The 21,664-nt window shown below is 73.4% G+C and carries 21 protein-coding genes; 13 read left to right on the top strand and 8 right to left on the bottom strand.

The window, feature by feature from the left end; all coding sequences use genetic code 11:
* Positions 1-124 precede the first annotated feature (124 nt).
* Genes AC0OO9_RS21230 through AC0OO9_RS21220 form a run of 3 tightly spaced genes read left to right on the top strand, consistent with a single transcriptional unit; the run spans position 125 to position 1,906 of the window.
* Complete coding sequence (locus AC0OO9_RS21230; RefSeq protein ID WP_484511838.1) at positions 125-757, top strand: hypothetical protein; 633 nt, start codon at positions 125-127, stop codon at positions 755-757.
* Positions 754-1,245, top strand: coding sequence for a thiol-disulfide oxidoreductase DCC family protein (locus AC0OO9_RS21225; RefSeq protein WP_484511837.1), 492 nt, complete (start codon positions 754-756; stop codon positions 1,243-1,245). The genes AC0OO9_RS21230 and AC0OO9_RS21225 overlap by 4 nt, the downstream gene beginning before the upstream one ends.
* Complete coding sequence (locus AC0OO9_RS21220) at positions 1,208-1,906, top strand: TetR/AcrR family transcriptional regulator (protein ID WP_132240842.1); 699 nt, start codon at positions 1,208-1,210, stop codon at positions 1,904-1,906. The genes AC0OO9_RS21225 and AC0OO9_RS21220 overlap by 38 nt, the downstream gene beginning before the upstream one ends.
* 200 nt (positions 1,907-2,106) lie before the next feature.
* On the opposite strand, the gene AC0OO9_RS21215 is transcribed toward AC0OO9_RS21220, so the two are convergent.
* Positions 2,107-2,769: a GNAT family N-acetyltransferase gene (locus AC0OO9_RS21215; protein WP_484511834.1), complete on the bottom strand. Its 663-nt coding sequence runs from the start codon at positions 2,767-2,769 to the stop codon at positions 2,107-2,109.
* A 325-nt stretch (positions 2,770-3,094) separates the two neighbouring features.
* On the opposite strand from AC0OO9_RS21215, the gene AC0OO9_RS21210 reads away from it, so the two are divergent.
* A complete protein-coding gene (locus AC0OO9_RS21210) occupies positions 3,095-3,286 on the top strand; it encodes a DNA repair protein (protein WP_357578092.1) in 192 nt (63 codons plus the stop codon).
* Between the two features lie 120 nt (positions 3,287-3,406).
* Positions 3,407-3,925, top strand: coding sequence for a hypothetical protein (locus tag AC0OO9_RS21205; RefSeq protein WP_484511832.1), 519 nt, complete (start codon positions 3,407-3,409; stop codon positions 3,923-3,925).
* 35 nt (positions 3,926-3,960) lie between these two features.
* On the opposite strand, the gene AC0OO9_RS21200 is transcribed toward AC0OO9_RS21205, so the two are convergent.
* The gene (locus tag AC0OO9_RS21200) at positions 3,961-4,686 is read right to left on the bottom strand and encodes a Clp protease N-terminal domain-containing protein (RefSeq protein ID WP_484511830.1); all 726 of its coding nucleotides are present in this window, start codon (positions 4,684-4,686) and stop codon (positions 3,961-3,963) included.
* Positions 4,687-4,892: 206 nt separating this feature from the next.
* Here AC0OO9_RS21200 and AC0OO9_RS21195 point away from each other — a divergent pair, with 206 nt between their 5' ends.
* Complete coding sequence (locus AC0OO9_RS21195) at positions 4,893-5,861, top strand: peptidoglycan DD-metalloendopeptidase family protein (RefSeq protein WP_484511828.1); 969 nt, start codon at positions 4,893-4,895, stop codon at positions 5,859-5,861.
* Positions 5,862-5,870: 9 nt separating this feature from the next.
* Here the strand turns inward: AC0OO9_RS21195 and AC0OO9_RS21190 are convergent, their stop codons facing one another.
* The 6 genes from AC0OO9_RS21190 to AC0OO9_RS21165 form a co-directional block, all read right to left on the bottom strand.
* Positions 5,871-6,476 (bottom strand): response regulator transcription factor, encoded by a 606-nt coding sequence (locus tag AC0OO9_RS21190; RefSeq protein WP_101411373.1) that lies wholly within the window; start codon positions 6,474-6,476, stop codon positions 5,871-5,873.
* Positions 6,473-7,621, bottom strand: coding sequence for a sensor histidine kinase (locus tag AC0OO9_RS21185; protein WP_484518002.1), 1,149 nt, complete (start codon positions 7,619-7,621; stop codon positions 6,473-6,475). Before AC0OO9_RS21185 ends, AC0OO9_RS21190 begins: the two co-directional genes overlap by 4 nt.
* Positions 7,622-7,659: 38 nt before the next feature.
* Positions 7,660-8,484 carry an ABC transporter permease gene (locus AC0OO9_RS21180; RefSeq protein WP_484511826.1) on the bottom strand — a complete coding sequence of 275 codons (825 nt, stop codon included), beginning with the start codon at positions 8,482-8,484 and terminating at the stop codon, positions 7,660-7,662.
* Positions 8,485-8,492: 8 nt separating this feature from the next.
* A complete protein-coding gene (locus AC0OO9_RS21175) occupies positions 8,493-9,425 on the bottom strand; it encodes an ABC transporter ATP-binding protein (protein WP_484511824.1) in 933 nt (310 codons plus the stop codon).
* 121 nt (positions 9,426-9,546) lie between these two features.
* Complete coding sequence (locus AC0OO9_RS21170; protein ID WP_484511822.1) at positions 9,547-11,019, bottom strand: amidase; 1,473 nt, start codon at positions 11,017-11,019, stop codon at positions 9,547-9,549.
* A gap of 1 nt (position 11,020) precedes the next feature.
* Positions 11,021-11,326 (bottom strand): hypothetical protein, encoded by a 306-nt coding sequence (locus AC0OO9_RS21165; protein WP_484511820.1) that lies wholly within the window; start codon positions 11,324-11,326, stop codon positions 11,021-11,023.
* 155 nt (positions 11,327-11,481) lie between these two features.
* Between AC0OO9_RS21165 and AC0OO9_RS21160 the strand changes: the two genes are divergently transcribed.
* From AC0OO9_RS21160 to AC0OO9_RS21130, 7 genes are all read left to right on the top strand, one after another.
* Positions 11,482-12,426 carry an ABC transporter ATP-binding protein gene (locus AC0OO9_RS21160; RefSeq protein WP_484511818.1) on the top strand — a complete coding sequence of 315 codons (945 nt, stop codon included), beginning with the start codon at positions 11,482-11,484 and terminating at the stop codon, positions 12,424-12,426.
* Positions 12,426-13,187 carry an ABC transporter permease gene (locus tag AC0OO9_RS21155; protein WP_484511816.1) on the top strand — a complete coding sequence of 254 codons (762 nt, stop codon included), beginning with the start codon at positions 12,426-12,428 and terminating at the stop codon, positions 13,185-13,187. The genes AC0OO9_RS21160 and AC0OO9_RS21155 overlap by 1 nt, the downstream gene beginning before the upstream one ends.
* 77 nt (positions 13,188-13,264) lie before the next feature.
* A complete protein-coding gene (locus tag AC0OO9_RS21150; RefSeq protein ID WP_421457658.1) occupies positions 13,265-14,086 on the top strand; it encodes a hypothetical protein in 822 nt (273 codons plus the stop codon).
* Between the two features lie 4 nt (positions 14,087-14,090).
* Positions 14,091-15,881 carry a non-ribosomal peptide synthetase gene (locus tag AC0OO9_RS21145; protein WP_484511814.1) on the top strand — a complete coding sequence of 597 codons (1,791 nt, stop codon included), beginning with the start codon at positions 14,091-14,093 and terminating at the stop codon, positions 15,879-15,881.
* A gap of 2 nt (positions 15,882-15,883) precedes the next feature.
* Positions 15,884-18,880: a condensation domain-containing protein gene (locus AC0OO9_RS21140; RefSeq protein WP_484511812.1), complete on the top strand. Its 2,997-nt coding sequence runs from the start codon at positions 15,884-15,886 to the stop codon at positions 18,878-18,880.
* A 52-nt stretch (positions 18,881-18,932) separates the two neighbouring features.
* Positions 18,933-19,928 (top strand): TauD/TfdA family dioxygenase, encoded by a 996-nt coding sequence (locus AC0OO9_RS21135; protein WP_484511811.1) that lies wholly within the window; start codon positions 18,933-18,935, stop codon positions 19,926-19,928.
* 878 nt (positions 19,929-20,806) lie between these two features.
* The gene (locus tag AC0OO9_RS21130) at positions 20,807-21,586 is read left to right on the top strand and encodes an AfsR/SARP family transcriptional regulator (protein ID WP_311414996.1); all 780 of its coding nucleotides are present in this window, start codon (positions 20,807-20,809) and stop codon (positions 21,584-21,586) included.
* The last annotated feature ends 78 nt before the right edge of the window (positions 21,587-21,664 follow it).

Below are 21,664 nucleotides of genomic sequence, written 5' to 3'. Positions count from 1 at the left end.
CGACCATACCGACCCCCGCCCGACCGGACCACGCCGACGGCCACGAGGGACGACTTGAACGCGTTCAAGAAGTCGCCTACGCTGAGGCGACAACATTTGAACACGTTCAAGAGGGGCGTCGGCGATGGATACGAAGGTCTGGATGTACCTGGTCTACCTGGCGGTCAGCATCGGGTTGACCGTCTGGGTGGCCCGGGCGCTGTCGCGCAACGGGCTGGTCTTCCTGGAGGAGGTCTTCGCCGACGAACGGCTGGCCAAGGCCGTCAACAGCCTGCTCGTCGTCGGCTTCTACCTGCTCAACCTCGGCTACGTCACGGTGGCCATGAAGCACCCCGACCCGGTCGGTTCCACCGCCCAGGCCATGGAGGAGCTGTCCCTCAAGATCGGCCTGGTGCTGCTGGTGCTCGGCGCGCTGCACTTCTTCAACGTCTTCGCGCTCGGCCGGTACCGCCGTGGCCGGCTGCGCCAGTTCGCCACCCATCCGCCGCTCGCCCCGGTCGGCCGGCTCCCGATGCCGCCCGCACCCCGCGGCCCGCACCCGGCCGGACCGCACCCCGCCGGACCGCACCCGGCTGCCCCGCACCCCGCCGGCGCCCACCCGGCCGCCCCGCACCCGGCCGCCCCGCACCCCGCCGGCGCCCACCCGGCCGCCCCGCACCCCGCCGGCGCCCAGCCCGCCGGCCCGCGCCCGGCCGGCCCGCACCCCGCCGGCCCGGGGGCGGAGACCGGGCCGGCCGGCAGCCCGCCCGTCCGATGACCGCCGGGCCCGTCGGGTCGGGCGGACTCCCGGACGCCACCGCGCACGGGGGCGGTGGCGTCCGGGGGTTCACCGTCCTCTACGACGCGCACTGCCCACTGTGCCGGTCCGCCCGGCGCTGGCTGGCGTCCCGCGCCCAGCTCGTACCCCTGGAGTTCGTGCCGGCCGGCTCGGCCGAGGCCCGGCGGCGCTTCCCCGGCCTGGACCACGACGCCACGCTGCGCGACCTGACCGTGGTCGCGGACACCGGCGAGGTGTACGCGGGGGACGGCGCCTGGTTCGCCTGCCTCTGGGCCCTGGCCGACCACCGGGGCGCCGCCGAGCGGCTGGCCCGACCGCACCTGCTCCCCCTGGCCCGGCGGGTGGTGGCCGCCGCCGCCTCGGTCCGCGAGCGTGTTCGCGACCCGTGGGCGGAGCCGGGCGACGACGTGGCGGGATACGGTGACCCTGATGACCGAGCAGACTGCGCCGACGACCGCTGCGGGTGAGCCGGCGACCGCGCGCGGCGAGCAGACCCGGCAGCTCATCCTGGACACCGCGATGCGGCTGTTCCGCGAGCGCGGGTACGCCCGGACCACCATGCGCGCCATCGCCCAGGAGGCCGGGGTGGCGGTGGGCAACGCCTACTACTACTTCGGCTCCAAGGAACACCTGATCCAGGAGTTCTACGCCCGTTCCCAGGTGGAGCACCGGGCGGCGGCCGGGCCGGTGCTCGCCCGGGAACCCGACCTCGCCGCCCGGCTGGCCGGGGTGATGCACGCCGGGATCGACGTGCTCACCCCGTCGCACTCCTTCGCCGCCAGCTTCTTCAAGACGGCGGCGGAGCCGACCTCCCCGCTGAGCCCCTTCTCTGCGGAGTCGTCCGGCCCGCGCGAGGCGGCGATCGGTCTCTTCGCCGAGGCGCTGGAGGGCTCCACCGCCCGGGTCGACCCGGAGTTGCGCCCGCACCTGCCGGAGCTGCTCTGGTTGGGTTACATGGGGGTGGTGCTCTACTGGGTCTACGACCGCTCGCCCGGCCAGACCCGCACCCGGCAGCTGATCGACGGGGCGGTGCCGTTGGTCGACCGGCTGGTGGGACTGTCCCGGTTGCGCGTGCTACGCCCGGTGACCCGGCAGGTGCTCGACCTCATTCGCACGCTGCGTCACTGACCGCTCACGACGCCATCCCCTGAGTAGTCGCAGGTCAAGTCCGCTATTCGACACCCGGATCGCACCTACGGCGTCTTGCCTTCGCCCTCACAGTTACGTAGCGTGATCGGTGCGCACGTCACCTGCGGGACCCTGGGGGAGACTGCGGACCGTGGATCCGGCCCGGGATCCACGGTCCGCGCCCACCGCGAGGGGCGGGCTCAGGGCGGGTAGACGACGAACGAGCGCCAGCCCCGGTCGGGGAACCCGGCGGCGGTCGCCACCCGCGCGGAGGCGGTGTTGGTGGGATCGTGCAGGTACGTCGGGACGGCCCCCTCGTCGAGCACCCGGCGCGCCGCCTGGGCGACCAGCCGCCGGGCCAGCCCCCGCCCCCGGGCCGCCGGCACGGTGCCGACGGCAAGTTCGTGGCCGTACGCGTCGTGCCGCTTGATCCCGACGCCGGCCAGGTAGCGCCCCCGGGCGTCGCGCACCACCAGCACCGGCCGGTCGAACAGGCGCAGCCAGGACGGCAGCCCGGCGGCGCCCGGAGGTGTCCACTCCCCCACGTCCGGCAGCGGGGCCGGCGCCACGCTCCACCGGAACACGTCGTCGTGCACCGCCCAGCCCGGTCGTCCGACCGCGGCGGGCAGCGCCGGAAGCGGCGGCCCGCCCGGCAGCCGCGCCAGCTCGCGGACCGCCGCGACCCGGTCGGGAGCCACGGAGAGCACGGTGCTCGCGCCGGCGGTCACCGCGACGGCGGGCCGGAGCCGGCCGTCCCAGGCCGGTCGGGCCCGTCGGTGCGAGCCGACCACGTGCAGCCCGGGCCCCGCCGGCCACTGGCCGAGCCAGCTCGCCAGGTGCAGGTGCAGCCGCCGGTCGAGCATCGCCGCCCACCTCCCCGCAGCCGTCGGTGGTCAATCGGCGTCCGGGCCGCCGACGCCCGGCCCGCCTCGCCGACGATCACCGTACGCGGGCCAACCGGCGGGTGGGACGGAACCCTTGGGGTGGACCTCGGCGCCGCGCGACCCGGCCGGCCCTTGCGGTGCGGGGCGGCACGAGGGTTGGACGGCGCGGCGGGGGGTAGACGTACCGACAGATCGAAGTCCGCCGGTTTCATGGGTGCACCGACCGATCAGGGGAACCAAACGCATCGATTGGTCGTCATATTCATTTTCATACATGGACAACTTTGTTTGGGACGGTATGGTCATGCCGAATCAGCCGAACGACCGGTACCACCAGGCCCCCGAGCGACTCTGGCGGGCCAGCGAGGCCGCCGGGCGGTTCCCGGCCCAGTCGGCGTACCGGGGTCACCGCGCCGGGGCCGAGGCGCTGCCGTGGAGCGAGGTGGACAAGCAGCCCGCCGGCGCCGCCTCGCCCGGCGGACTGAACACCCGCTGACCGTCCCGCGCGGCGGGGGCTGCGCGACACACCCGGACGGTCCACCGGCGGCTTTCGCACACCTGTCGGGTAATTTCTTCTGGTCCGGCATCCCGGCCAACGACAGGAGAAGCTCCGCGCATGGGCAAGAAGACGATCCACGTCTCCGACTTCAGCGGCACGGTCATCCAGCCCGACGACGAGGTGGTCCGCGTCGTCGTCCTGGAACACCCTGACCTGGTCGCGGGGCCCGTGCGGTTGGACGCCACCCCGGTCGAGGTGGAGGGCATCGACGACGCCGCGTTGGACGTCGCGGTGGTCGAGATCCACGACCGGCACGGCGACGGCGAGCCGCGCCGGGTGGTGCTCACCGCGAGCGAGTTCGACGCGATGGCGACCGACGTGCCGATGGCGCAGCTGTTGAAGACGGCCGAGCGGGTCCGCCCGCCGAAGGCCCGCAAGGGCGCGGAACGGGTCGACTACGGCACGATCGAGCACGCCGGCAGGCCGCACCGGGGCCGGGTCACCGAGGAGGAGGCCCGGCTGGTGCGCGAGCGGCTCGACGAGGTCAACAAGCGGCTCGCCGACGCCGGGGTCCGTCAGGTCGACCCGACGGACCCCGAGCACGCCGCCCGCTACGGCTTCCCCGGCGCCTCCTGACCGTCGTCCCGACGGCCGGGCCCCGACCGCCGCAGTCAGTCCCGCAACTGGATCGCCCGCAGGGCCGCCGCCACCCACTCCTCGACGGCGGCCTTGGTGACGCCGAGTTCGCTGAGCACACCGGTGCCGTTCTCGTGCTCCAGCAGGGCGAGCAGGATGTGCTCGGTGCCGATGTAGTTGTGCCCCAGCCGCAGGGCCTCCCGGAAGGTCAGCTCCAGCGCCTTCTTGCCCTGGGCGTCGTACGGGATCAGGTCGGGCACCTCGGCCGCCGACGGCGGCAGCGCGGCGGTCGCGGCCTCGCGTACCCGCTCCAGCGGCACACCCCCGGCGACGATCGCCTTCGCGGCCAGCGCCTCGGGCTCGCTGAGCAGCCCCAGCACCAGGTGCTCGGGGCGGATCTCGGCGTGCCCGGTGGCCCGGGCCTCGTTCTGCGATGCCATCACCACGTTGCGGGCGCGGGGGGTGAACCGGGCGAAGCCCTGCTGCGGGTCCAGCGGCGTCTCGTCGGCCTTCGGCACGAAGCGCTTCTGTGCCGCCTGCTTGCTGACGCCCATGCTGCGGCCGATCTCGGTCCAGGACGCGCCTGAGCGGCGGGCCTGGTCGACGAAGTGGCCGATCAGGTGGTCGGCGATCTCGCCGAGGTGGTCGGCCGCGATGACCGCGTCGGTGAGCTGGTCGAGCGCGTCGGTGTGCGCCTTCTTGATCGCCCGGATCAGGTCGTCCAGGCGTACCGGGTTGTTCATCTGGGTGGGTTCCGTCATGCGTCAACCATAGGTTGACGGCACCCTGACCGTCAACCCTAAGTTGACGATGATCGCCCATGGTGCACCCCCGGCCCATGACCCCGGCGGATGACGGTGCGTGACGGATCGTAGGAAAGTTTCACCATTGCCCCCGACGATATAGAAGATTTACGATCCGGTCTCCATCGTCCAACCGCCCCTTCGGGGCGAGCATCGGAGGCAACATGTGTGACGCACCGGAGACAGCCGGCCTGAGCCACCTACCGGCCCGACGCCGCACCCTCCTCACGGCGCTCGGCGTCGGCGTGGGGATCGGGGTCGTCGGCCTGCCCAGCCCCGCGATGGCCGCCGTCGCCGGCTGGAGCAACCCGACGCGCGGCACGTTGACCTCCGGATACAAGACCCCCAGCCGGCCGACGCACACCGGCTGGGACGTGGCCAACAGCCAGGGCACCCCGGTCTACGCCACGGCAGCCGGGACCGTCCGGGACATCAAGACCAACTCGTACCCGGGTGACACGGCGAGCGGCCCGCTGGCCGGGCGCACCGGCAACAGCGTCCACATCAACCACGCCGACGGCTACTTCTCCTACTACGGCCACCTGTACCGGGTGCTGGTCAGCGACGGCCAGCAGGTCAGCTGCGGCCAGTTGGTCGGCCTGATGGGCACCACCGGCAACTCGACCGGCCCGCACCTGCACTTCGAGATCCACAACCCCCGGCTGACCTCGATGGACCCCCGGGTCTTCCTGGCCAACCGCGGCATCACCCTCGGCTCCACGGCCCCGGTGGGCAGCACCGGCTACCCGAGCGTCGGCCAGGGCGCCTCGGGCTGGGTGCCCCGGGTGATCCAGTACCTGGTGCGGGCGCGCGGCGTCTCCGTCGTGGTGGACGGGGTCTACGGGCCGGGCTGCGCCGCCTCGGTCAGGTCGTTCCAGAGCGGCCGGGGCCTCTACGCCGACGGCATGGTCGGCCCGATCACCTGGACCGCGCTCGTGCTGCCCCTGCGGGAGGGCAACTCCGGTGACCTGGTGCGCGGCCTGCAGACCGCGCTCAACGCCCGGGGGGCGAACCTCCTCGTCGACGGCGGCTTCGGCGCGGTCACCACCAGCGCGGTACGCAACTTCCAGAGCCGCAACGGCCTCGTCGTCGACGGTCTCGTCGGCCCGGTAACCTGGAGCGTGCTCATCTGAGCGGGCCCGTCACAGCCAGCCGTTGTCCCGGGCGGTGCGGAACGCCTCCGCCCGGTTGGCCACCCCGAGCTTGCTGACCGCCGCGGAGAGGTGGTTGCGGACCGTGCCCGCCGACAGGTGGGTACGCCGGGCCACCTCCGCCACCGGCGTGTCGTACTCGGCCAGCCGCAGCACGTCCAGCTCGCGCGGTGTGAGCGGGCACTCGGGCGCGGTGAGCGCGTCGGCGGCCAGCGCCGGGTCGACGTACCGGCCGCCGGCGTGCACGCGGCGGATGACGTCGGCGAGCGTCCCGCCCGGCGCGCCCTTGGGCAGGAACCCCTTGGCCCCGGCCGCCAGCGCGCGTTGCAGGTGCGGCGGCCGGCCGTGCCCGGTCAGGATCACCACCTTGCAGGCGGGCAGGACGCGCGCCAGCTCGGCGGTCACCTCCAGCCCGTCCAGGGCCGGCATCTGGAGGTCCACCACGGCGACGTCCGGCCGGTGGGCGAGCGCGGCGGTCACGGCGGCCCGCCCGTCCGGCGCCTCGGTCACCACCTCCAGGTCGGACTCCAGACCGAGCAGGGCGGCCAGCGCCGCGCGGATCAGGTCCTCGTCATCGGCGAGCAGCACCCTGATCACGGGCGGGTCCGTACCGTCACGTCGAGGCGGAACACCCCGTCGTCGATCCGGTGGCGCAGGGTCCCCCCGGCCTCGGCCAGCCGCTCGGCCAGCCCGCGCAGCCCGAAGCTGTGCCGGTCCGGCGACGCCCCCTCGGCGCCGTCGTTCGTCATGGTCATCCGTACCTCGTCCTCGTCCTGGCTGATCTCGATGGTGCACCAGGTGGCCCGGCTGTGCCGCAACACGTTGGTGCTGGCCTCCCGCAGCACCGCGACGAGCTGCCGGGCGATCTCCGACGGTACGTCGTCCGGCGGCAGCGCGACCGCGCAGCGGATGCCGGAGGAACGCAGCACCTGCTCCACCGCGGCGATCTGGTCCCCGAGGTCCACCGCACGGTACCCGTGCACCACCTCGCGCAGCTCGACCAGCGCCGACGCGGCCAGCCGCTGCACCTCGGCGGCCTCCCGGCTGGCGCGCCCGGCGTCCGTCGCCGCCAGCCGGGACGCCAGCTCGGCCTTGAGCGCGATGACCGAGAGGCTGTGCCCGAGCAGGTCGTGCACGTCGCGGGCGAAGCGCAGCCGCTCCTCGGTGGCCGCGAGCCGCCCCTGGGCGGCCCGCCCCCGCTGCGCCTGGACGAGCAGCCCCCACAGCCAGAGCTGGAGGGCGTTCCACGCGGCCATGGAGAGGCCGGCGACCAGCACGATGGTGACCTGGCCGCGGACCGGGGCCCCGTTCCAGGCCGCCACCCCGGCGGCCGTCGCCAACGACAGCAGCACCGCCGGGCCGGCGGCCCACCACTGCCGCAGCAGGGACACCGAGCCGATCACCGACGCCCCCAGGAATCCCCAGGTCGCCCACTCCGGCCCGCTCACGGGCCCGACCAGCGGTACGGAGAGCACGGCGGCGCAGACGAACCCGGCGAGCAGGCGGCGCCGCGTCGCCTCGGCCAGCCACGGGGTGATCGCCCCGTACAGCGCTCCGCTCTGCGCGGCGACGAACAGGACGACACCCACCGCCCCGGCCGCCGCCCAGCGGGGATCCTCCTCCCGCGACAGTCCGACGGCGGCCAGCAGCAGCGTGCCCAGGACGCCGCTGCCGACGGTGCTCAACGTGACGGCACGGGCGCGGCGCAGGCCGACGTCCCGCTCGACCTGCGCCCGCTCCATGCTCACGCTCCCGATGCCAGGTGGCGCGATGACCTCGATCATCCGTGCCGGGGCTCCCAGCGGAAGTACCGGACGGCCGTGAACAGCGACACCGCCAGCCAGACCAGCAGCACCCCGAAGGAGGGCAGCGTCTCGACAAGCGTCCCGGCGAAGCTCAGGGCCTGGCCCTCGTCGGTGCGGGCGAGCCAGCCGACGCGCATGATCTCGGTGAACGGCCCCATGGGCAGGAACCAGAGGATCCGTTCCAGCGACTCCGGCAGCGCGCCGAGCGGCAGCAGCGCACCCGGCGTGGCCAGGAAGATCACCAGGCTCGGCAGGGTGGTCAGCATGGCCGCCTCGGAGCTGCGGGTGATCGCGGAGAGGGCCGCCGAGAAGGCCGCCAGGATCGCGGACCCGATCAGCAGCGCCAGCGCCATGACCAGCGGGTTCTTCGGCATCGGCAGGTCGAGCGCCAGCATGGCGTAGCCGGCCAGCACGACGAACTGGGCGAGGAAGATCGCCACGGTGCTGCTGGCCGTGCCGAGCAGGATGGTGCGGTCCGAGGCTAGCCCCGCCCGCAGCCGCTTGAGCACCAGCTCCTGGCGGCGCGACGCGTACACGGTGGTCAGGTGGTGGTGCACCAGGAAGACCATGATCAGGGTGGTGATGCTGACGACCCGGCGCACGCCGGGCACCGTCTGGCCGCCGTACTCGCTGACGAGCAGGATGGCGATCATCAGCGGGGTCACCACGGACATGGCGGTGGCCGTCCAGTTGCGACGCAGCGCCAGCAGCTCCATCTTGAGCATCGCGGCCATCTGCCAGAGCGGCCTGGTCGCCCGGTCGCGCGGGGTGGCGGTGGTGGTGGGGCTCTGCGTCGTCATCGTCCCGCTCATCGGGCGGCCTCCGGTTCCGCGTGCTGGTCGGTCTGGTCGTGGTCGGCGGCGATGTCCAGGAAGACATCCTCCAGGGTGGCCGGTCGGGCCGACAGGGACGCCAGTCGGATGTCGGCCGCGTTGGCCCATTCGAGCAGCCGGGTGAGGTCGGTCTGGAGCTGGCGGGACTCGTACGTGACCCGGTCGCCGTCGACCATGCGGGCGGCGTGCGGCAGGTCGGGAAGGGCGTCCGTCGCCGGCAGCCGGAAGCTGATCCGGGCGGGCAGGGTGCGTACGACATCCTCCGGGGCGCCCGTGGCGACGATGCTCCCGCCCCGCATGATTGCCACCCGGTCGGCGAGGACCTCCGCCTCCTCCAGGTAGTGCGTGGTGAGCAGGACGGTGGTCCCACCCTTCTGGAGCTCCCGGACGACGTCCCAGGTGCGGCGCCGGGAGGCCGGGTCCATGCCGGTGGTGGGCTCGTCGAGGAAGAGCACCTCCGGCCGGCCGAGCACGGCCAGCGCCAGCTCCAGCCGCCGGCCCTCGCCGCCGGAGAGCTGCTCGACCGCCACGTTCATCCGGCCGCCGAGGTCGACCAGGTCCAGCACCTCCGCGGTGGTCTGCGGCCGAACGGTGAGGGAGCGCCAGATCTCCACCGTCTCCCGGACGGTCAGCGCACCGGTGAACCCGCCGTGCTGGAGCATCACCCCCGTGCGGGGACGCACCGAGTTCCGGTCCCGCACCGGGTCCAGCCCGAGCACCCGGACCCGGCCGGAGGTGGCCGGTTGTAGTCCCTCCAGGACCTCGATGGTGGTGGTCTTGCCGGCACCGTTGGTGCCCAGCAGGGCGAACAGCTCGCCTCGTTGGATCCGCAGCGAGATCCCCCGCACCGCCTCGAACTCCCCGTAGCTGCGGCGCAGCCCGTCCACTTCGATCACGACGTCATCCATGCTTCACAGGCTGCCGTCGACCGGCGACAGAACCAACCCCCGTCGCGTCACGTTCCGACCGTGTCGTACGCATGCCTCACCCGTGCGTCTCCCACGTGCGCGACGCCGCCCCGCCGGGCGCTCACCCGGTGGTGGCGACGAACGGCGGCACGTCCACCGGGAGTTCCGGCAGCACACCCGCGAGTGCCTGGACCTTCGACCACGTCATGGTCACCTGGTCGAGGTCCCCCTCCCCCAGCGGGACGCCCAGCTCGCCGAACGCCTGGGCCAGCCGCTCCCGCCGGACGGGGTCGACACCGTCGGCGGGCGCCTCCGGGGCGCAGACCGCCGCGAGGTCCGTCACGACTTCCAGCTTCGGCTCGCGCTCGTGCCAGCCCGTACGCCGCTGGTAGACGTCGGCGACGGCGGCCAGCTCGAAGTCGCGGCCGGGAGCGGCGGCCAGTTGCAGCGACAGCGGCAACCCGTCGCCGTCGGCCCCCATCGGCAGCGCCAGCGCGGGGAAGCCGACCGCGCTCCAGATGCTGGGCAGGAAGGAGATCGTCTGGAGGCTGGCCTGGTCGTCGTAGCGGGGGGCGGCGGACGGCCAGGCGGGCGTGGCGATGACGTCGACGTCCCGCAGCCGCGCCCGCAGGGCCTCGGCGCCCCACCCACGCACCCGCTGGGCCCGCAGGTAGGTCTCCGCCGGGAGCACGCCGCCGAGCGCGACGTTCCACCGGAACGGCCGACCGTAGTCGTTCCAGCGCGCCCGGAACTGCGCCCCGTGCACCTCGAACGCCTCCACCAGCATCGTCACGAGCTGCGCGGCGAAGAGCGGGAACGCCTCGTCGAGGGGCACGTCGACGACCTCCGCCCCGGCGGCGCGCAGCTCGTCGAGCGCGGCGTCGAAGGCGGCGGCGGTGTCGTCGGTCAGCGCGGCGGCGTACCGCACGAGGTCGCCCGGGACGCCGACGCGGACGCCCGCGAGGTCGGCGAGCGCCGGCCGGGACAGCTCCGCGGGCCGATCCGCCATCACGGCGAGCAGCCGCGCGCACTCCCGGGCCGTACGGGCCAGCGGACCCGCCGTCTCGACCGACCGCGCCAGCGGGCGGACGCCCGCCGCCGGCAGGAGGCCCTGCGTCGGCTTCAGCCCGGTCACGCCGCACAGCGCGGCCGGGATCCGGATGCTGCCGTTGCTGTCGGTGCCGACACCCGCGTCGAAGAACCCGGCGGGGATGCCGTTGGCGCTGCCGCAGCTCGATCCGCCGGTCCACCGGTGGGGGTCCCACGGGTTGCGCGGCACCGGGAAGGACGCGTCCGGGTCCGGCCGGGACAGCGCGTGCTCCGCCATCGTGGTCTTGCCCACGATCACCGCGCCCGCCGCGCGCAGCCGTGCCACCACGGTCGCGTCGCGGTCGGTCCACCAGCCCGCGTCGTGCACGACGCTCTGGCAGGTGCTCGGCGCGCCGGCGACGGCGACGACGTCCTTGACACCGATCAGCGTGCCGCGCAGCGGCCCGTCCGTGCCGGGGTCGTCGAGCGGGAAGCGGTGCAGGAAGGTGCCGAGCATCGGCCCGAGCCGGTCGGCCCGCTCGGCTGCGGCGGCGAGGCGGTCCATGTCAGCTCACCACCTGGTGACCGGGCCGGCCGGGCGCGACGGTTCGCGGGGCGGCGGAATTGACGGGACGATTACCGGGCAATTCCCGTTCGGTGCCCGTCGCGGTTTCCCGAAAGAAGTCGGTGTGTGGAAAGGCGAACAACTCGGCCGTGGCGTCGTCACGACCCATGACATCCGTTCCCGCGTCGACGGTCGACGAATGACCGTCACCGTTGCGCCTCTGACGTGCCACGAACACCTCCCCGCACGGGCCACCGAATACGCAGCCCAGGACCACGACAGGTCCGACGATGGCGGGTACGGCCATCGCGGGGTAACCCCTACGGCCACCCCTCACCACCCCGGAATAAGGCACCTCGGACGCCAATTCTCGCGGTGGTGGCCCCGGAATTCCTGGCTCCCCGTTCCCTAGCGCTGCTAAATACTATTCGCATACCCGCACCGATCTAAATGGGGAAATCAATGAGCAACGCAATCGCGAACCTCGTGGCCACACCCACGCTCGGTGCGGTGGACCCACAGGCGATCGACGTGGCGGACGTGCACAAGAGCTACGGCGACGTGCGCGCCGTCAACGGCATCGACCTGCGGATCGCTCCCGGCGAGGTGGTCGCGTTGCTCGGGCCCAACGGCGCGGGCAAGTCCACGCTCGTCGACATGATCCTGGGGCTCACCCGCCCCGACCGTGGCGAGATCCGGGTCTTCGGGCACACCCCCCGGGAGGCCATCACCCGGGGCGTCATCGGGGCGACGCTCCAGGACGGCGCGCTGCTCGACGACGTGTCGATCCGCGAACTGCTCACCGTGGTGGCGTCGCTGCACACCGCCCCGTTGCCGATCGCCGAGGTGCTGCGCCGCACCGACCTCACCGACGTCGCCGACCGCCGCAGCCGGCTCTCCGGCGGTCAGCGCCAGCGGCTGCGGCTGGCCATGACCCTCGTGTCCGACCCGAAGCTGCTGGTGCTGGACGAGCCGACGGTGGCGATGGACGTCGAGTCCCGCCACGTGTTCTGGGCCGCCATGCGGGAGTTCACCGACTCCGGGCGCACCGTGGTGTTCGCCTCCCACTACATGGAGGAGGCCGAGGAGTTCGCCGACCGGGTGGTGCTCGTCCAGGCCGGGAAGATCATCGCCGACGGCACGGTCACGGAGATCCGCTCCGTGGTGGCGGGGCGCTCGCTGGCGGCCACCGTCCCGGACGCGACGGTCGAGCAGCTGCGTCTGCTGCCCGGCGTGATGACCGCCGAGGCCCGGGGCCAGCGTGTCGAGATCGTCAGTTCCGACTCCGACGCCACCGCCCGCGAGTTGTTCGCGCGCTTCCCCCAGGCGTACGACGTCGAGATCGGCGCCCTCGGCCTGGAACAGGCGTTCCTGGCCCTCACCGCGACGAAGGGCGGGGCCGCCTGATGAGCGCCGGTTTCCTCAAGCTCGAAGTGAAGCGGGTGATCCGGGCCCGCAAGTTCTGGATCGCCGCGTTCCTGTTCCCGACGCTGCTCTACCTGATGCAGGCCAACCTGTTCGACATGATGCAGGCCAACATGTTCCGCGGTGGGGCCGGCGGAGGCGCCGGCATCAACTTCAGTGAGCACCTGCTCGGCAGTCTCGCCGCCTTCGGGGCGATCTTCGTCGCGCTGAACGTCGGCACGCGGGTGGCGATCGAGCGGTCCACCGGATGGCAGCGTCAACTGCGCATCACCCCCCTGTCCCCGACCTCCTACCTGGCGGCGAAGCTGGCCGCGGCGATGGTGGTGGCGCTGCCGGCGATCACGGCGGTGGCGCTCACCGGCGCGCTGTTGCAGGGCGTCCGGCTGCCGGTGGGCGGCTGGCTCCAACTGGTGCTCGGGGTGTGGCTCGGCACGCTGCCGTTCGCGCTGCTGGGCGTCTTCATCGGCCAGGTCGCCACGGCCGAGAGCGTGCAGGTCCTCACCTCCGTCTCGCACATGCTGCTCGGCGTGCTCGGCGGCGCGCTGGTCCCGTCGATCGCGTTCCCCGACTGGATGCAGACGGCGTCCGCGATCATGCCGAGCCACTGGCTGGCCGAGATCGGGCACGGCCCGTTCGAGGACACCGCCCGGCTCGGGCTCGCCGCCGTGGTGCTCGCGGGCTGGACCGTCGTGCTCGGCGGCGCCGTGATCCTGCGGTACCTGAAGGACAGCGCCCGCGTCTGAGCGCCCGCGACCGGGAGCGCACGGGCCGCACCCCCTGAACGACGAACGTACGCACCGCTACGACGAGGGATCCCATCGTGAAGAAGAACTCCTGGCAGATACTGCGCAAGGGCGGGCCGGGCGGCCTCACGCTCACCGTCGACTTCACCAGCACCGGCCGCACCCAGGCGTGCTTCCGCGACCTGGTCCCCCTGTTGAGCGCGCCCGGCGAGATCTGGGAGACCGTGGCACCCGCCTCCGGCGCCGAGGACACCATGTCCGGCGCCGACTACGTCGAGCGGTGGGCGAAGGGCGTACGCCGGCGGGAACGCACCGTCGACACCGTGATCGGCTACTGCGTGGGCGCCGTGTTCGCCGCCCCCCTCGCGGCCCGGCTGGCCGAGTCGCAGGACGAGGCACCGAGGCTGGTCCTGCTGGACCCGGAGCTGCCGAACATCGTCGGGCTGTACCGGGACTTCCACGCCGCCGCGGACGCGCTGAAGACCATCCTCACCCCCGAGGAGATCGCGGCGTTCCACGCCGACGGCCAGGCGGTGCAGGAGAAGCACGGGCTCGAGGACCTCAGCCTCATCGGTCCCGCGCTCGCCGGGATCTTCCGCGACGCGATCGACGTGGCGGGCCGCCGGCTCGGCCTGGACGACGACGTCCGGGCCGAACTGGGCGGCAGCTTCGCCTCGTTCGTCGGCTACCTGCGGGCGGCGACCGAGATCGACCCCGCCCCGCAGTGGGCGACGGCGACGGCGATCACCTCCGCGCACTCGACCCAGCGCGGGCAGGGCTTCGGGCGCACCATCCCGCTCGCCGTCGACCACGACCAGATGCTGCGCCACCCCGACGTCGCCGCGACGGTCTCCGGCCTGATGACCGGTGCGGACGCCGGTCAGCGGATCGCGGGGTAGCGCGGTGGCACCGGGCCCGGCGGGCGGCGAGCCCGCGCTCTTCACCGACCTGTTCGCCGAACAGGTGCGGCGCACCCCGGACGCCACCGCCGTCGTGTGGGGCGAGCAGCGCAGGACGTACGCCGAGCTGGACGCCGAGGCGAACCGCCTCGCGCACCGGCTGGTGTCGCTCGGCGCGGGCCCCGAGCGGCTCGTGGCGATCGGGATCCGCTCGGCGCACCTGGTGGTCGCGGCCCTCGCCACCCTCAAGGCCGGGGCGGCCTACCTGCCGCTGGACCTCAGCTACCCGGCGCAGCGGCTGGAGCACATGCTCACCGACGCGCGGCCCATGCTGCTGCTGACCACCGGCGACGACCAGCACGCGGTGCCGGCGGCCGACCTGCCGCGGGTCCTGCTCGACGACCCGGACGCGTACGCCGGCCAGCCGGACACCGACGTCACCGACGCCGACCGGCTCGCCCCGCTGCGGCCCGCCAACGTCGCGTACGTCATCTACACCTCCGGCTCCACCGGCAGCCCGAAGGGCGTGGTGATCGAGCACCGCCAGCTCGGCACGTACCTGCGCCACGTCGTGCGGTCCTACCCGGGCGTACGCGGCCGGGCGCTGCTGCACTCCTCGTTCGCGTTCGACCTGACGGTCACCGCGTTCTATGCGCCGCTGATGACGGGCGGCTGCGTGCACATCGGCGCCCTGGAGGAGATGGGCACGCCCGCCGCCGGACCGGCCGGGCAGCAGCGGCCCACCTTCGTCAAGGTGACGCCGTCGCACATCCCGCTGCTCACCGCGCTGCCGGCCCAGGCGTCCCCGACCGGGGAGCTGATGGCCGGCGGCGAGCTGCTGCTCGGCGAGACCATCGACGCCTGGCGCCGCCGGCACCCCGGCGCGCGGGTGGTCAACGAGTACGGCCCGACGGAGACGACCGTCGGGTGCAGCACCGTGGTCATCGAGCCCGACCAGCCGGTGCCGCCGGGGCCGCTGCCCATCGGCCAGCCCATGCCCGACGTGCGCTACCACGTGCTGGACGACGAGCTGCGCCCGGTACGGCCCGGCGAGATCGGCGAGCTGCACATCGCGGGCGGCCAGCTGGCCCGGGGCTACCTGCACCGGCCGGGCCTGACCGCCGAGCGGTTCCTGCCCGACCCGTTCGGCCCGCCCGGCTCGCGCATGTACCGCTCCGGCGACCGGGTCCGGCCCACCGAGGACGGCGAGTACGAGTTCTGCGGGCGGGTCGACAACCAGGCCAAGATCCGCGGCTACCGCATCGAGCTGGGCGAGATCGAGGCGGCGCTGCTGCGCCGTCCGGAGGTGCGGCACGCGGCGGCGGTGATCCGTACGGACACGCCGGAGGTCAAGCAGCTCGTCGCGTACGTCGTGCCCGGGGAGGGCGCGCGGATCGACGCGCAGCAGCTGCGCAAGGACCTCGCCGAGACGCTGCCGGAGTACATGGTGCCGAGCGCCGTGGTGAGCCTCCCGGCGCTGCCGCTGACCGTGAACCGCAAGCTCGACACGGCGGCCCTGCCGGCGCCGGAGGTAGCGGCGACCCCGGGTGGGCGGGCGCCGGCCGACGAGTTGCAGGCGCTGCTGTGCGAGCTCTTCGCCACCTACACGGCCGTCTCCTCGATCGGCGTCGACGACGACTTCTTCGTCCGGGGCGGCACCAGCCTCGGCGCCGCCCAACTGGTCAACGAGGCACGCCGGCGCGGTCTCACCCTGTCGCTGCGCGACGTGCTGGAAAACCGGACCGTGGCGCGGCTCGCCGAGGTCTGCGCCGACACCGACCGAGGGGACGAGTGAGCATGAGCATCGCGGCCAGCAGGAAGGAAGCAGCCATGTGGCTGCTCGAGCGGCTGGTGCCGGACACCGGGGTCAACAACGTGGCGGTCGCCTTCGAGGTGGCCGGCCGGATCGACCGCGGCCTGTTCACGGCGGCGCTGCGGGCGGTGCTGGCCCGGCACGAGGTGCTGCGCACCGTGTTCCGCTCCGACGACGCGACGCTGACCCGGGAGGTGCTCGCCGCCGACCAGCTCGACGTGCCCGTGGTGGACATCCCGGCCGGCGACGACGGGACGGACGCCGACCTGACCGCGTTCGCCGCCGAGCCCTTCGAGATCGACGGCCGCCCCCTGCTGCGGGCGGGGATCCGCACGGGAGCGGACGCCGACGTGTGCTGCGTCGTCGTGCACCACCTGAACTTCGACGCCATGTCGACCACGATCCTGCTCCGCGAGCTGCTCGCCGGCTACGAGGCGCTCGCGGCGGGCGGCCGGCCCGACGACGCCCCGCTGGCCGCCCTCGCAGAGCGCGCGCCGAACGAGCGCAGCGTCGCGTACTGGCGCAAGAACCTCGACGGGCTGCGGGCCGCCGAGGCGGGCCTGTGGTGCGCCCTGCCGCCCGTCGGGGCGCCGTCCCTGCGCGCCCGCACCGTCCACCACGAGCTCTCCGCGCCGGCCCGCGCCGTGGTGCGCCGCTTCCAGCGCGAACTGCGCGCCTCCGAGGCCGTCGTGCTGCTCGCGGCGTACTCGGTGCTGCTCGCCCAGCACGGCGCGGGCTCCGACGTGGTCATCGGCACCCCGGTGAACGTGCGCGACCAGCGCAGCATGAACGCCATCGGCTACCACGCGAACCTGGTGCCGCTGCGGGTGCGGGTCGACCCGGACGCCGACTTCCGCGCCGTCGTCAAGCAGACGCGCAGCACCTTCCTGGAGGCGATCAGCCACGCCGACGTACCGCTGGAGCACGTCTCCCCCGCCGTGCTCGGCGACGCGCCGTCCTCGTGGCGCAGCTCGTTCTTCCGGCACCTGTTCAACTACGTGCCCGGCACCGTCGACGCCTCCGCCACCCTGACCGGGATGCCGGTGCGCCACGTCATGGTGGAGAACGGCTACAGCCGCTTCGACCTCGAGTTCTTCATCATGCCGGGCGAGGACGCGACCACCGTCCGCGCGGCGTTCTGCGTCGACGCCTTCGACGCCGCCGACGTCGGGCTGCTGCTGCAACGGTACGACGCGCTGCTCGTGCGGCTGGGCGACGACCTGGACCGGCCGGTGGCGCAGCTGTCCCGCCGGGGCGAAGACGACCTCGCCCTGCCGGCGTCGCCGCCGGAGACGGCCACCACGGCGTCCGTGCTGGACGCCGTGCACGCGACGGTCGCCGCGAGCCCGGACCTCGTCGCGGTGCGGGACGGCACCCAGGACGTGTCGTACGGCCGGCTGTGGTCGGCGGCGCTCGCCACCCGGGACCTGGTCGCCGACTCGGACGGGAGCACGGTCGCCGTGCTGGCGCCGCGCGGCGCGGAGCTGGCCGCCGCGTGGCTCGGCGTGTGGCTGGCGGGCAGACGCTGCGTCCTGCTCGATCCGACCCAGCCGATCCCCGACCTGGCCGCGCGGCTGGCCGACTCGGGTGCCGCCCCGGTGCTGGCGGCCGAGGGCCTCCCCGTGCCCGGCGCGGTACGCATCCCCGCCGCCAGCGACGCGGTCCGCACCGACGCGCCGTCCGGTGTCGACCTCGACGCGGTGGCCTACCTGGAGTACGACCTCGACGCGCCCGCCCCGCTCGCGGTGACCGTCACCCACCGGGCGCTGGCCTGTGCCGTCGCGCGGCTCGCCGGGCGGGTCGCCGCCACCGGGCCGGCCGTCACCGCCTGGCTGGGCAGCGCCGCCACCGAGGCGGCGCTGACGGAGCTGCTGGTGGCGCTGACCACCGGCGGCCGGGTCGTCGTCGCCCCCGACCAGGCCCGCGCCGACGGCCACGCGCTCGGCGAGCTGGTCCAGCGGCAGGACGTGACCGTGGTGCAGGCGCCGCCGGCGGTGTGGCGCCAGGTGGTCGAGCACGCGGGTGACCGGCTCGCGGGCCGCGCCGTCCTGGTGGCCCACGAACGGCTCCCCCGCCCGCTCGCCGCGCAGCTGCGCGCCACCGGCGGCACGCCGTACCACGGCTACACCACGCCCGGCGTCGCCGGTTACGCCGCGCTCGACGGCGGACGGGACGGCACCGGTGTCCTCCCGGCGACCCGCGTGTTCGTCACCGAACCCGGCACCGATCACGAGCTGGGCATCGGCGTACGCGGGGAGCTGTGCGTCGCGGGCGACACGCTGGCCGCCGGCTACCACGGCCGGCCGGAGCTGACCGCCGCCCGGTTCGGCGAGCACCCCACGCACGGGCGGTTCCACCGCACCGGGGACCTCGCGCGACTGCTGCCGGACGGCCGGATCGACGTCGTCGGCCCCCTGTCGGCCCACGTACGGATCGCCGGCCAGCGGATCCACCTGCGCGACATCGAGTCCGTCCTCGCCGCCCACCCGGACGTGGAGGCGGTCGCCGCCGTCGGGTCCGCCGGCGACGCGCAGGACGGCACGGTCGTCGCGTTCGTCGAGTCCCGCAAGCCCGACGTGGCGGAGCGGCTGCGCGAGCACGCCCGTGCCGCCCTGCCGCTCACGCCCGACCTGGTCGTGCTGAACCAGTTGCCGGTCACCGTGGCGGGCACCGTGGACCGCACGGCCCTCGTCGCGCTCGCGGCGGCGCGGGCGGCGGCCGAGGTCGACCCGCCGGACGAGACGACCGCCGCCCTGGTCGGGATCTGGACCGAGATGCTCGACCGGCCGGGCCTGCACGCGGACTCGAACTTCTTCGCCAGCGGTGGCCACTCGCTGCTGGGCGCCCAGCTCGTGCAGCGGGTGCGGACCGAACTGTCGATGCCGGTACAGCTCGCCGACCTGTTCGCCAACCCGACGCCACGGCAGCTCGCGGAGCACCTGCAGGACGCGTTCTGGGACGACGACGAGGACGACGACTGACCGATCGCTCCACCCCCACACCGTCTCGGACCCTCAGCAGAGGAGGCTCGGCGTGACCGTCGACGTCCAGCCCACACGCAGTACAGACCGATCGATCGTCCTGACCCGCGAGGAGAACATCGAGGTCGACACGATCGCCCGCTACCTGGCGGGCCGACCGCCGCGCCTGGTGGACTCGGCCGCCTGGCTCGAAACGGCCCGCGAGCTCTCCAGCAACCTGCCCGTGCGCCTGCGCCAGATGGTGCGGCGCTTCGCCTGGGATCCCGGGCCCGACGCCGTGCTGCTGGTGCGGAACCTGCCCGTGGACGCCGACGAGCTACCGTGCACGCCCACGGTGGCCGGCTCGGCGCAGCGCGAGTCCACCGTGCCCGCCGCCGCGCAGGTGCTGCTCGGGCTGCAACTCGGGGAGCTCATCGCCTTCAAGGAGGAGAAGAGCGGCGCGCTGGTGCAGGACGTCGTGCCGGTGCCGGGCATGGAGAAGTTCCAGGGCAACGCGGGCTCGGTGACGCTGTCCATGCACGTGGAGAACGCCTTCCACGTCTACCGCCCGGACTACGTCGGGCTGCACTGCCTGCGCAACGACCACGACAACGTGGCCGGGTTGCAGGTGACGTCCATCCGCAACGCGCTGCCCCTGCTGTCCGAACAGGTCCGCAAGGTGCTGCACGAGCCGCGGTTCGTCACCGAACCGCCGGCGTCGTTCGGCGACCTGCGCAGCGCGCCGGAACCGCACGGCATCCTCAGCGGCAGCCCCGAGGACCCGGACGTCCAGGTCGACTTCCAGAGTTCGTTCCCCCTCGACCCGGAGGCCACGCAGGCGCTGTCGATGCTCGGCGACGCGCTGCGCACCGTCCGCCGGACGTTCATCCTGGAACCCGGCGACCTCGCGTTCGTCGACAACCGGCTGGCCCTGCACGGCCGGACCGAGTTCACGCCCCGCTACGACGGCTACGACCGGTGGCTTCAGCGGATCTTCGTGCACCGCGACTTCCGGCGCTCCCGGGCCCTGCGCCCGCAGGACGGGAACGTGCTCGACAGCGGCAACTGACGGCCCGACCGAAGGTCGGCGGGCTGGCCCGTACGCACGGACCAGCTCGCCGACGACGGACCGTGGGACGCGGTGGTGACCGGCGCCGGAACGCGGCAGCCGCACCACCGCGTCCGTGTGTGGTGGCCTTACCAGCGTGTCCGTGCGGTGGCCCTACCAGCGCGTCCGTGCGGTGGCCCCGCCCGCGTGTCCAATGCGGTAGCCGCACCAGCGCGTCCGTGCGGTAGCCCACCCGCGTCCACCAGCGCGTCTGTGGCGACCCGGCGGACGCCGCCCGCGCGGGCCCCGTCCGGCGCCGCGCGTCCCGACCGGCCCGCATTCCCCGACCGCGGTGTCAAGCCCCGCGCTCGGGCGTGGCACCATTCGCACCTGACCGATCGGTGCGTGCCCCCACGAGGCCGCCATTCGCCTCCCGGCGCGAGGGTCGACCATTCCGCGCCCCCTCGGCCGCCCGCCCCGGCAGATTCACCGGCCGGCGACTCCCGTCAATTCGTCGCGCGGAATGGTCCCGCGTGCCGGGGCGCGGCCCTGCCGTGGCACACCGGTTCTTCCGCGCCCGGATCTGGGCAACGGTGGCGCCGGGCAGGCGGGGAGGCGACGGGGAGAAGGCGTCCCGGTCCGCGTCGTTACCGATCCGCACCGGTGCGCGGGCGCCGTTCCCGCACCGTGTGTGCGCCGTTCATCGGACCCGGATGACGGACTCACGCCCCACCACCACCCGACAATGCCTGACCAGCAACTCCACACTGCCAACCCAATAACACCCACCATGCACCCACACCTCCTGCGGGGTGCCCTAGGGGTGCCCGCCCAATGACCACCGATGGGAAACTCAAAACCCACCCCCCACCACACCACCGGACAACCGGAGCACACCCATGCGCTTCTCCGTACTCGGCAGCACCGAAGTCACCAACAACGGCCACCACCTCGAACTCGGCGGAATCCGCCAACGCGCAATCCTCGGCTACCTCCTCCTCAACGCCAACAAAGTCGTCGCCACCAGCCAAATCCTCCACGCCATGTGGGACGGCAACCCACCCCCCACCGCCCGCAAAATGGTCCAGAACGCCGTCTCCGGCATCCGCCGCATGCTCACCCACAACACCGACCCCACCACCAACCCCACCCTGCGCACCCACCCACCCGGCTACCAACTCCGCATCGACACCGAAACCATCGACCTCTACCGCTTCCGCAGACTCGTCCGCGAAGGCCGCCACGCCACCACCACCAACAACCCCACCCGCGCCGCCCAACTCCTCACCGAAGCCCTCACCCTCTGGCGCGGACGCGCCCTCGCCGACCTCGTCGAAACCGGCACCTGCTGGTCAGAACTCGCCGCCATCGAAGACGAACGACTCTCCGCACTCGAAGACCGCCTCGACGCCGAACTCGCCTGCGGCCGACACCGCGAAATCACCCCCGAACTCGAAATCCTCACCGCCACCGAACCCATGCGCGAACGCCTCTGCCACCAATTCATGCTCGCCCTCTACCGCAGCGGCCGCCAAGTCGACGCCCTCCGCGTCTACCGACGCACCCGCGAAGCCCTCGTCGACGGCCTCGGCCTCGAACCCGGCCGCAGCCTCCAAGAACTCCAACAACGCATCCTCGAACACGACGCCAAAATCCAGATCCCCGCACTCACCCACTAACCCACCGATCCACTCCGCACCAGCCACGATCGCCTCCACGATTACCCGAGGGTGGACCGTCTGCGGGCAACATCAGGA

Source organism: Micromonospora sp. USAFONa4, assembly GCF_057197825.1.
Note: the sequence above shows the minus strand (reverse complement) of the source record. Positions and strands in the feature narration are given on the sequence as shown.

Excerpts from the sequence above, each read along its gene's own strand:
- AC0OO9_RS21230 (WP_484511838.1), top strand. The coding sequence starts at position 125 with ATGGATACGAAGGTCTGGATGTACCTGGTCTACCTGGCGGTCAGCATC.
- AC0OO9_RS21180 (WP_484511826.1), bottom strand. The coding sequence starts at position 8,484 with ATGACGACGCAGAGCCCCACCACCACCGCCACCCCGCGCGACCGGGCG.
- AC0OO9_RS21175 (WP_484511824.1), bottom strand. The coding sequence starts at position 9,425 with ATGGATGACGTCGTGATCGAAGTGGACGGGCTGCGCCGCAGCTACGGG.
- AC0OO9_RS21170 (WP_484511822.1), bottom strand. The coding sequence starts at position 11,019 with ATGGACCGCCTCGCCGCCGCAGCCGAGCGGGCCGACCGGCTCGGGCCG.
- AC0OO9_RS21140 (WP_484511812.1), top strand. The coding sequence starts at position 15,884 with ATGAGCATCGCGGCCAGCAGGAAGGAAGCAGCCATGTGGCTGCTCGAG.
- AC0OO9_RS21220 (WP_132240842.1), top strand. The coding sequence starts at position 1,208 with ATGACCGAGCAGACTGCGCCGACGACCGCTGCGGGTGAGCCGGCGACC.
- AC0OO9_RS21160 (WP_484511818.1), top strand. The coding sequence starts at position 11,482 with ATGAGCAACGCAATCGCGAACCTCGTGGCCACACCCACGCTCGGTGCG.
- AC0OO9_RS21165 (WP_484511820.1), bottom strand. The coding sequence starts at position 11,326 with ATGGCCGTACCCGCCATCGTCGGACCTGTCGTGGTCCTGGGCTGCGTA.
- AC0OO9_RS21215 (WP_484511834.1), bottom strand. The coding sequence starts at position 2,769 with ATGCTCGACCGGCGGCTGCACCTGCACCTGGCGAGCTGGCTCGGCCAG.
- AC0OO9_RS21210 (WP_357578092.1), top strand. The coding sequence starts at position 3,095 with ATGCCGAATCAGCCGAACGACCGGTACCACCAGGCCCCCGAGCGACTC.
- AC0OO9_RS21195 (WP_484511828.1), top strand. The coding sequence starts at position 4,893 with ATGTGTGACGCACCGGAGACAGCCGGCCTGAGCCACCTACCGGCCCGA.
- AC0OO9_RS21130 (WP_311414996.1), top strand. The coding sequence starts at position 20,807 with ATGCGCTTCTCCGTACTCGGCAGCACCGAAGTCACCAACAACGGCCAC.
- AC0OO9_RS21225 (WP_484511837.1), top strand. The coding sequence starts at position 754 with ATGACCGCCGGGCCCGTCGGGTCGGGCGGACTCCCGGACGCCACCGCG.
- AC0OO9_RS21185 (WP_484518002.1), bottom strand. The coding sequence starts at position 7,621 with ATGGAGCGGGCGCAGGTCGAGCGGGACGTCGGCCTGCGCCGCGCCCGT.
- AC0OO9_RS21205 (WP_484511832.1), top strand. The coding sequence starts at position 3,407 with ATGGGCAAGAAGACGATCCACGTCTCCGACTTCAGCGGCACGGTCATC.
- AC0OO9_RS21155 (WP_484511816.1), top strand. The coding sequence starts at position 12,426 with ATGAGCGCCGGTTTCCTCAAGCTCGAAGTGAAGCGGGTGATCCGGGCC.
- AC0OO9_RS21200 (WP_484511830.1), bottom strand. The coding sequence starts at position 4,686 with ATGACGGAACCCACCCAGATGAACAACCCGGTACGCCTGGACGACCTG.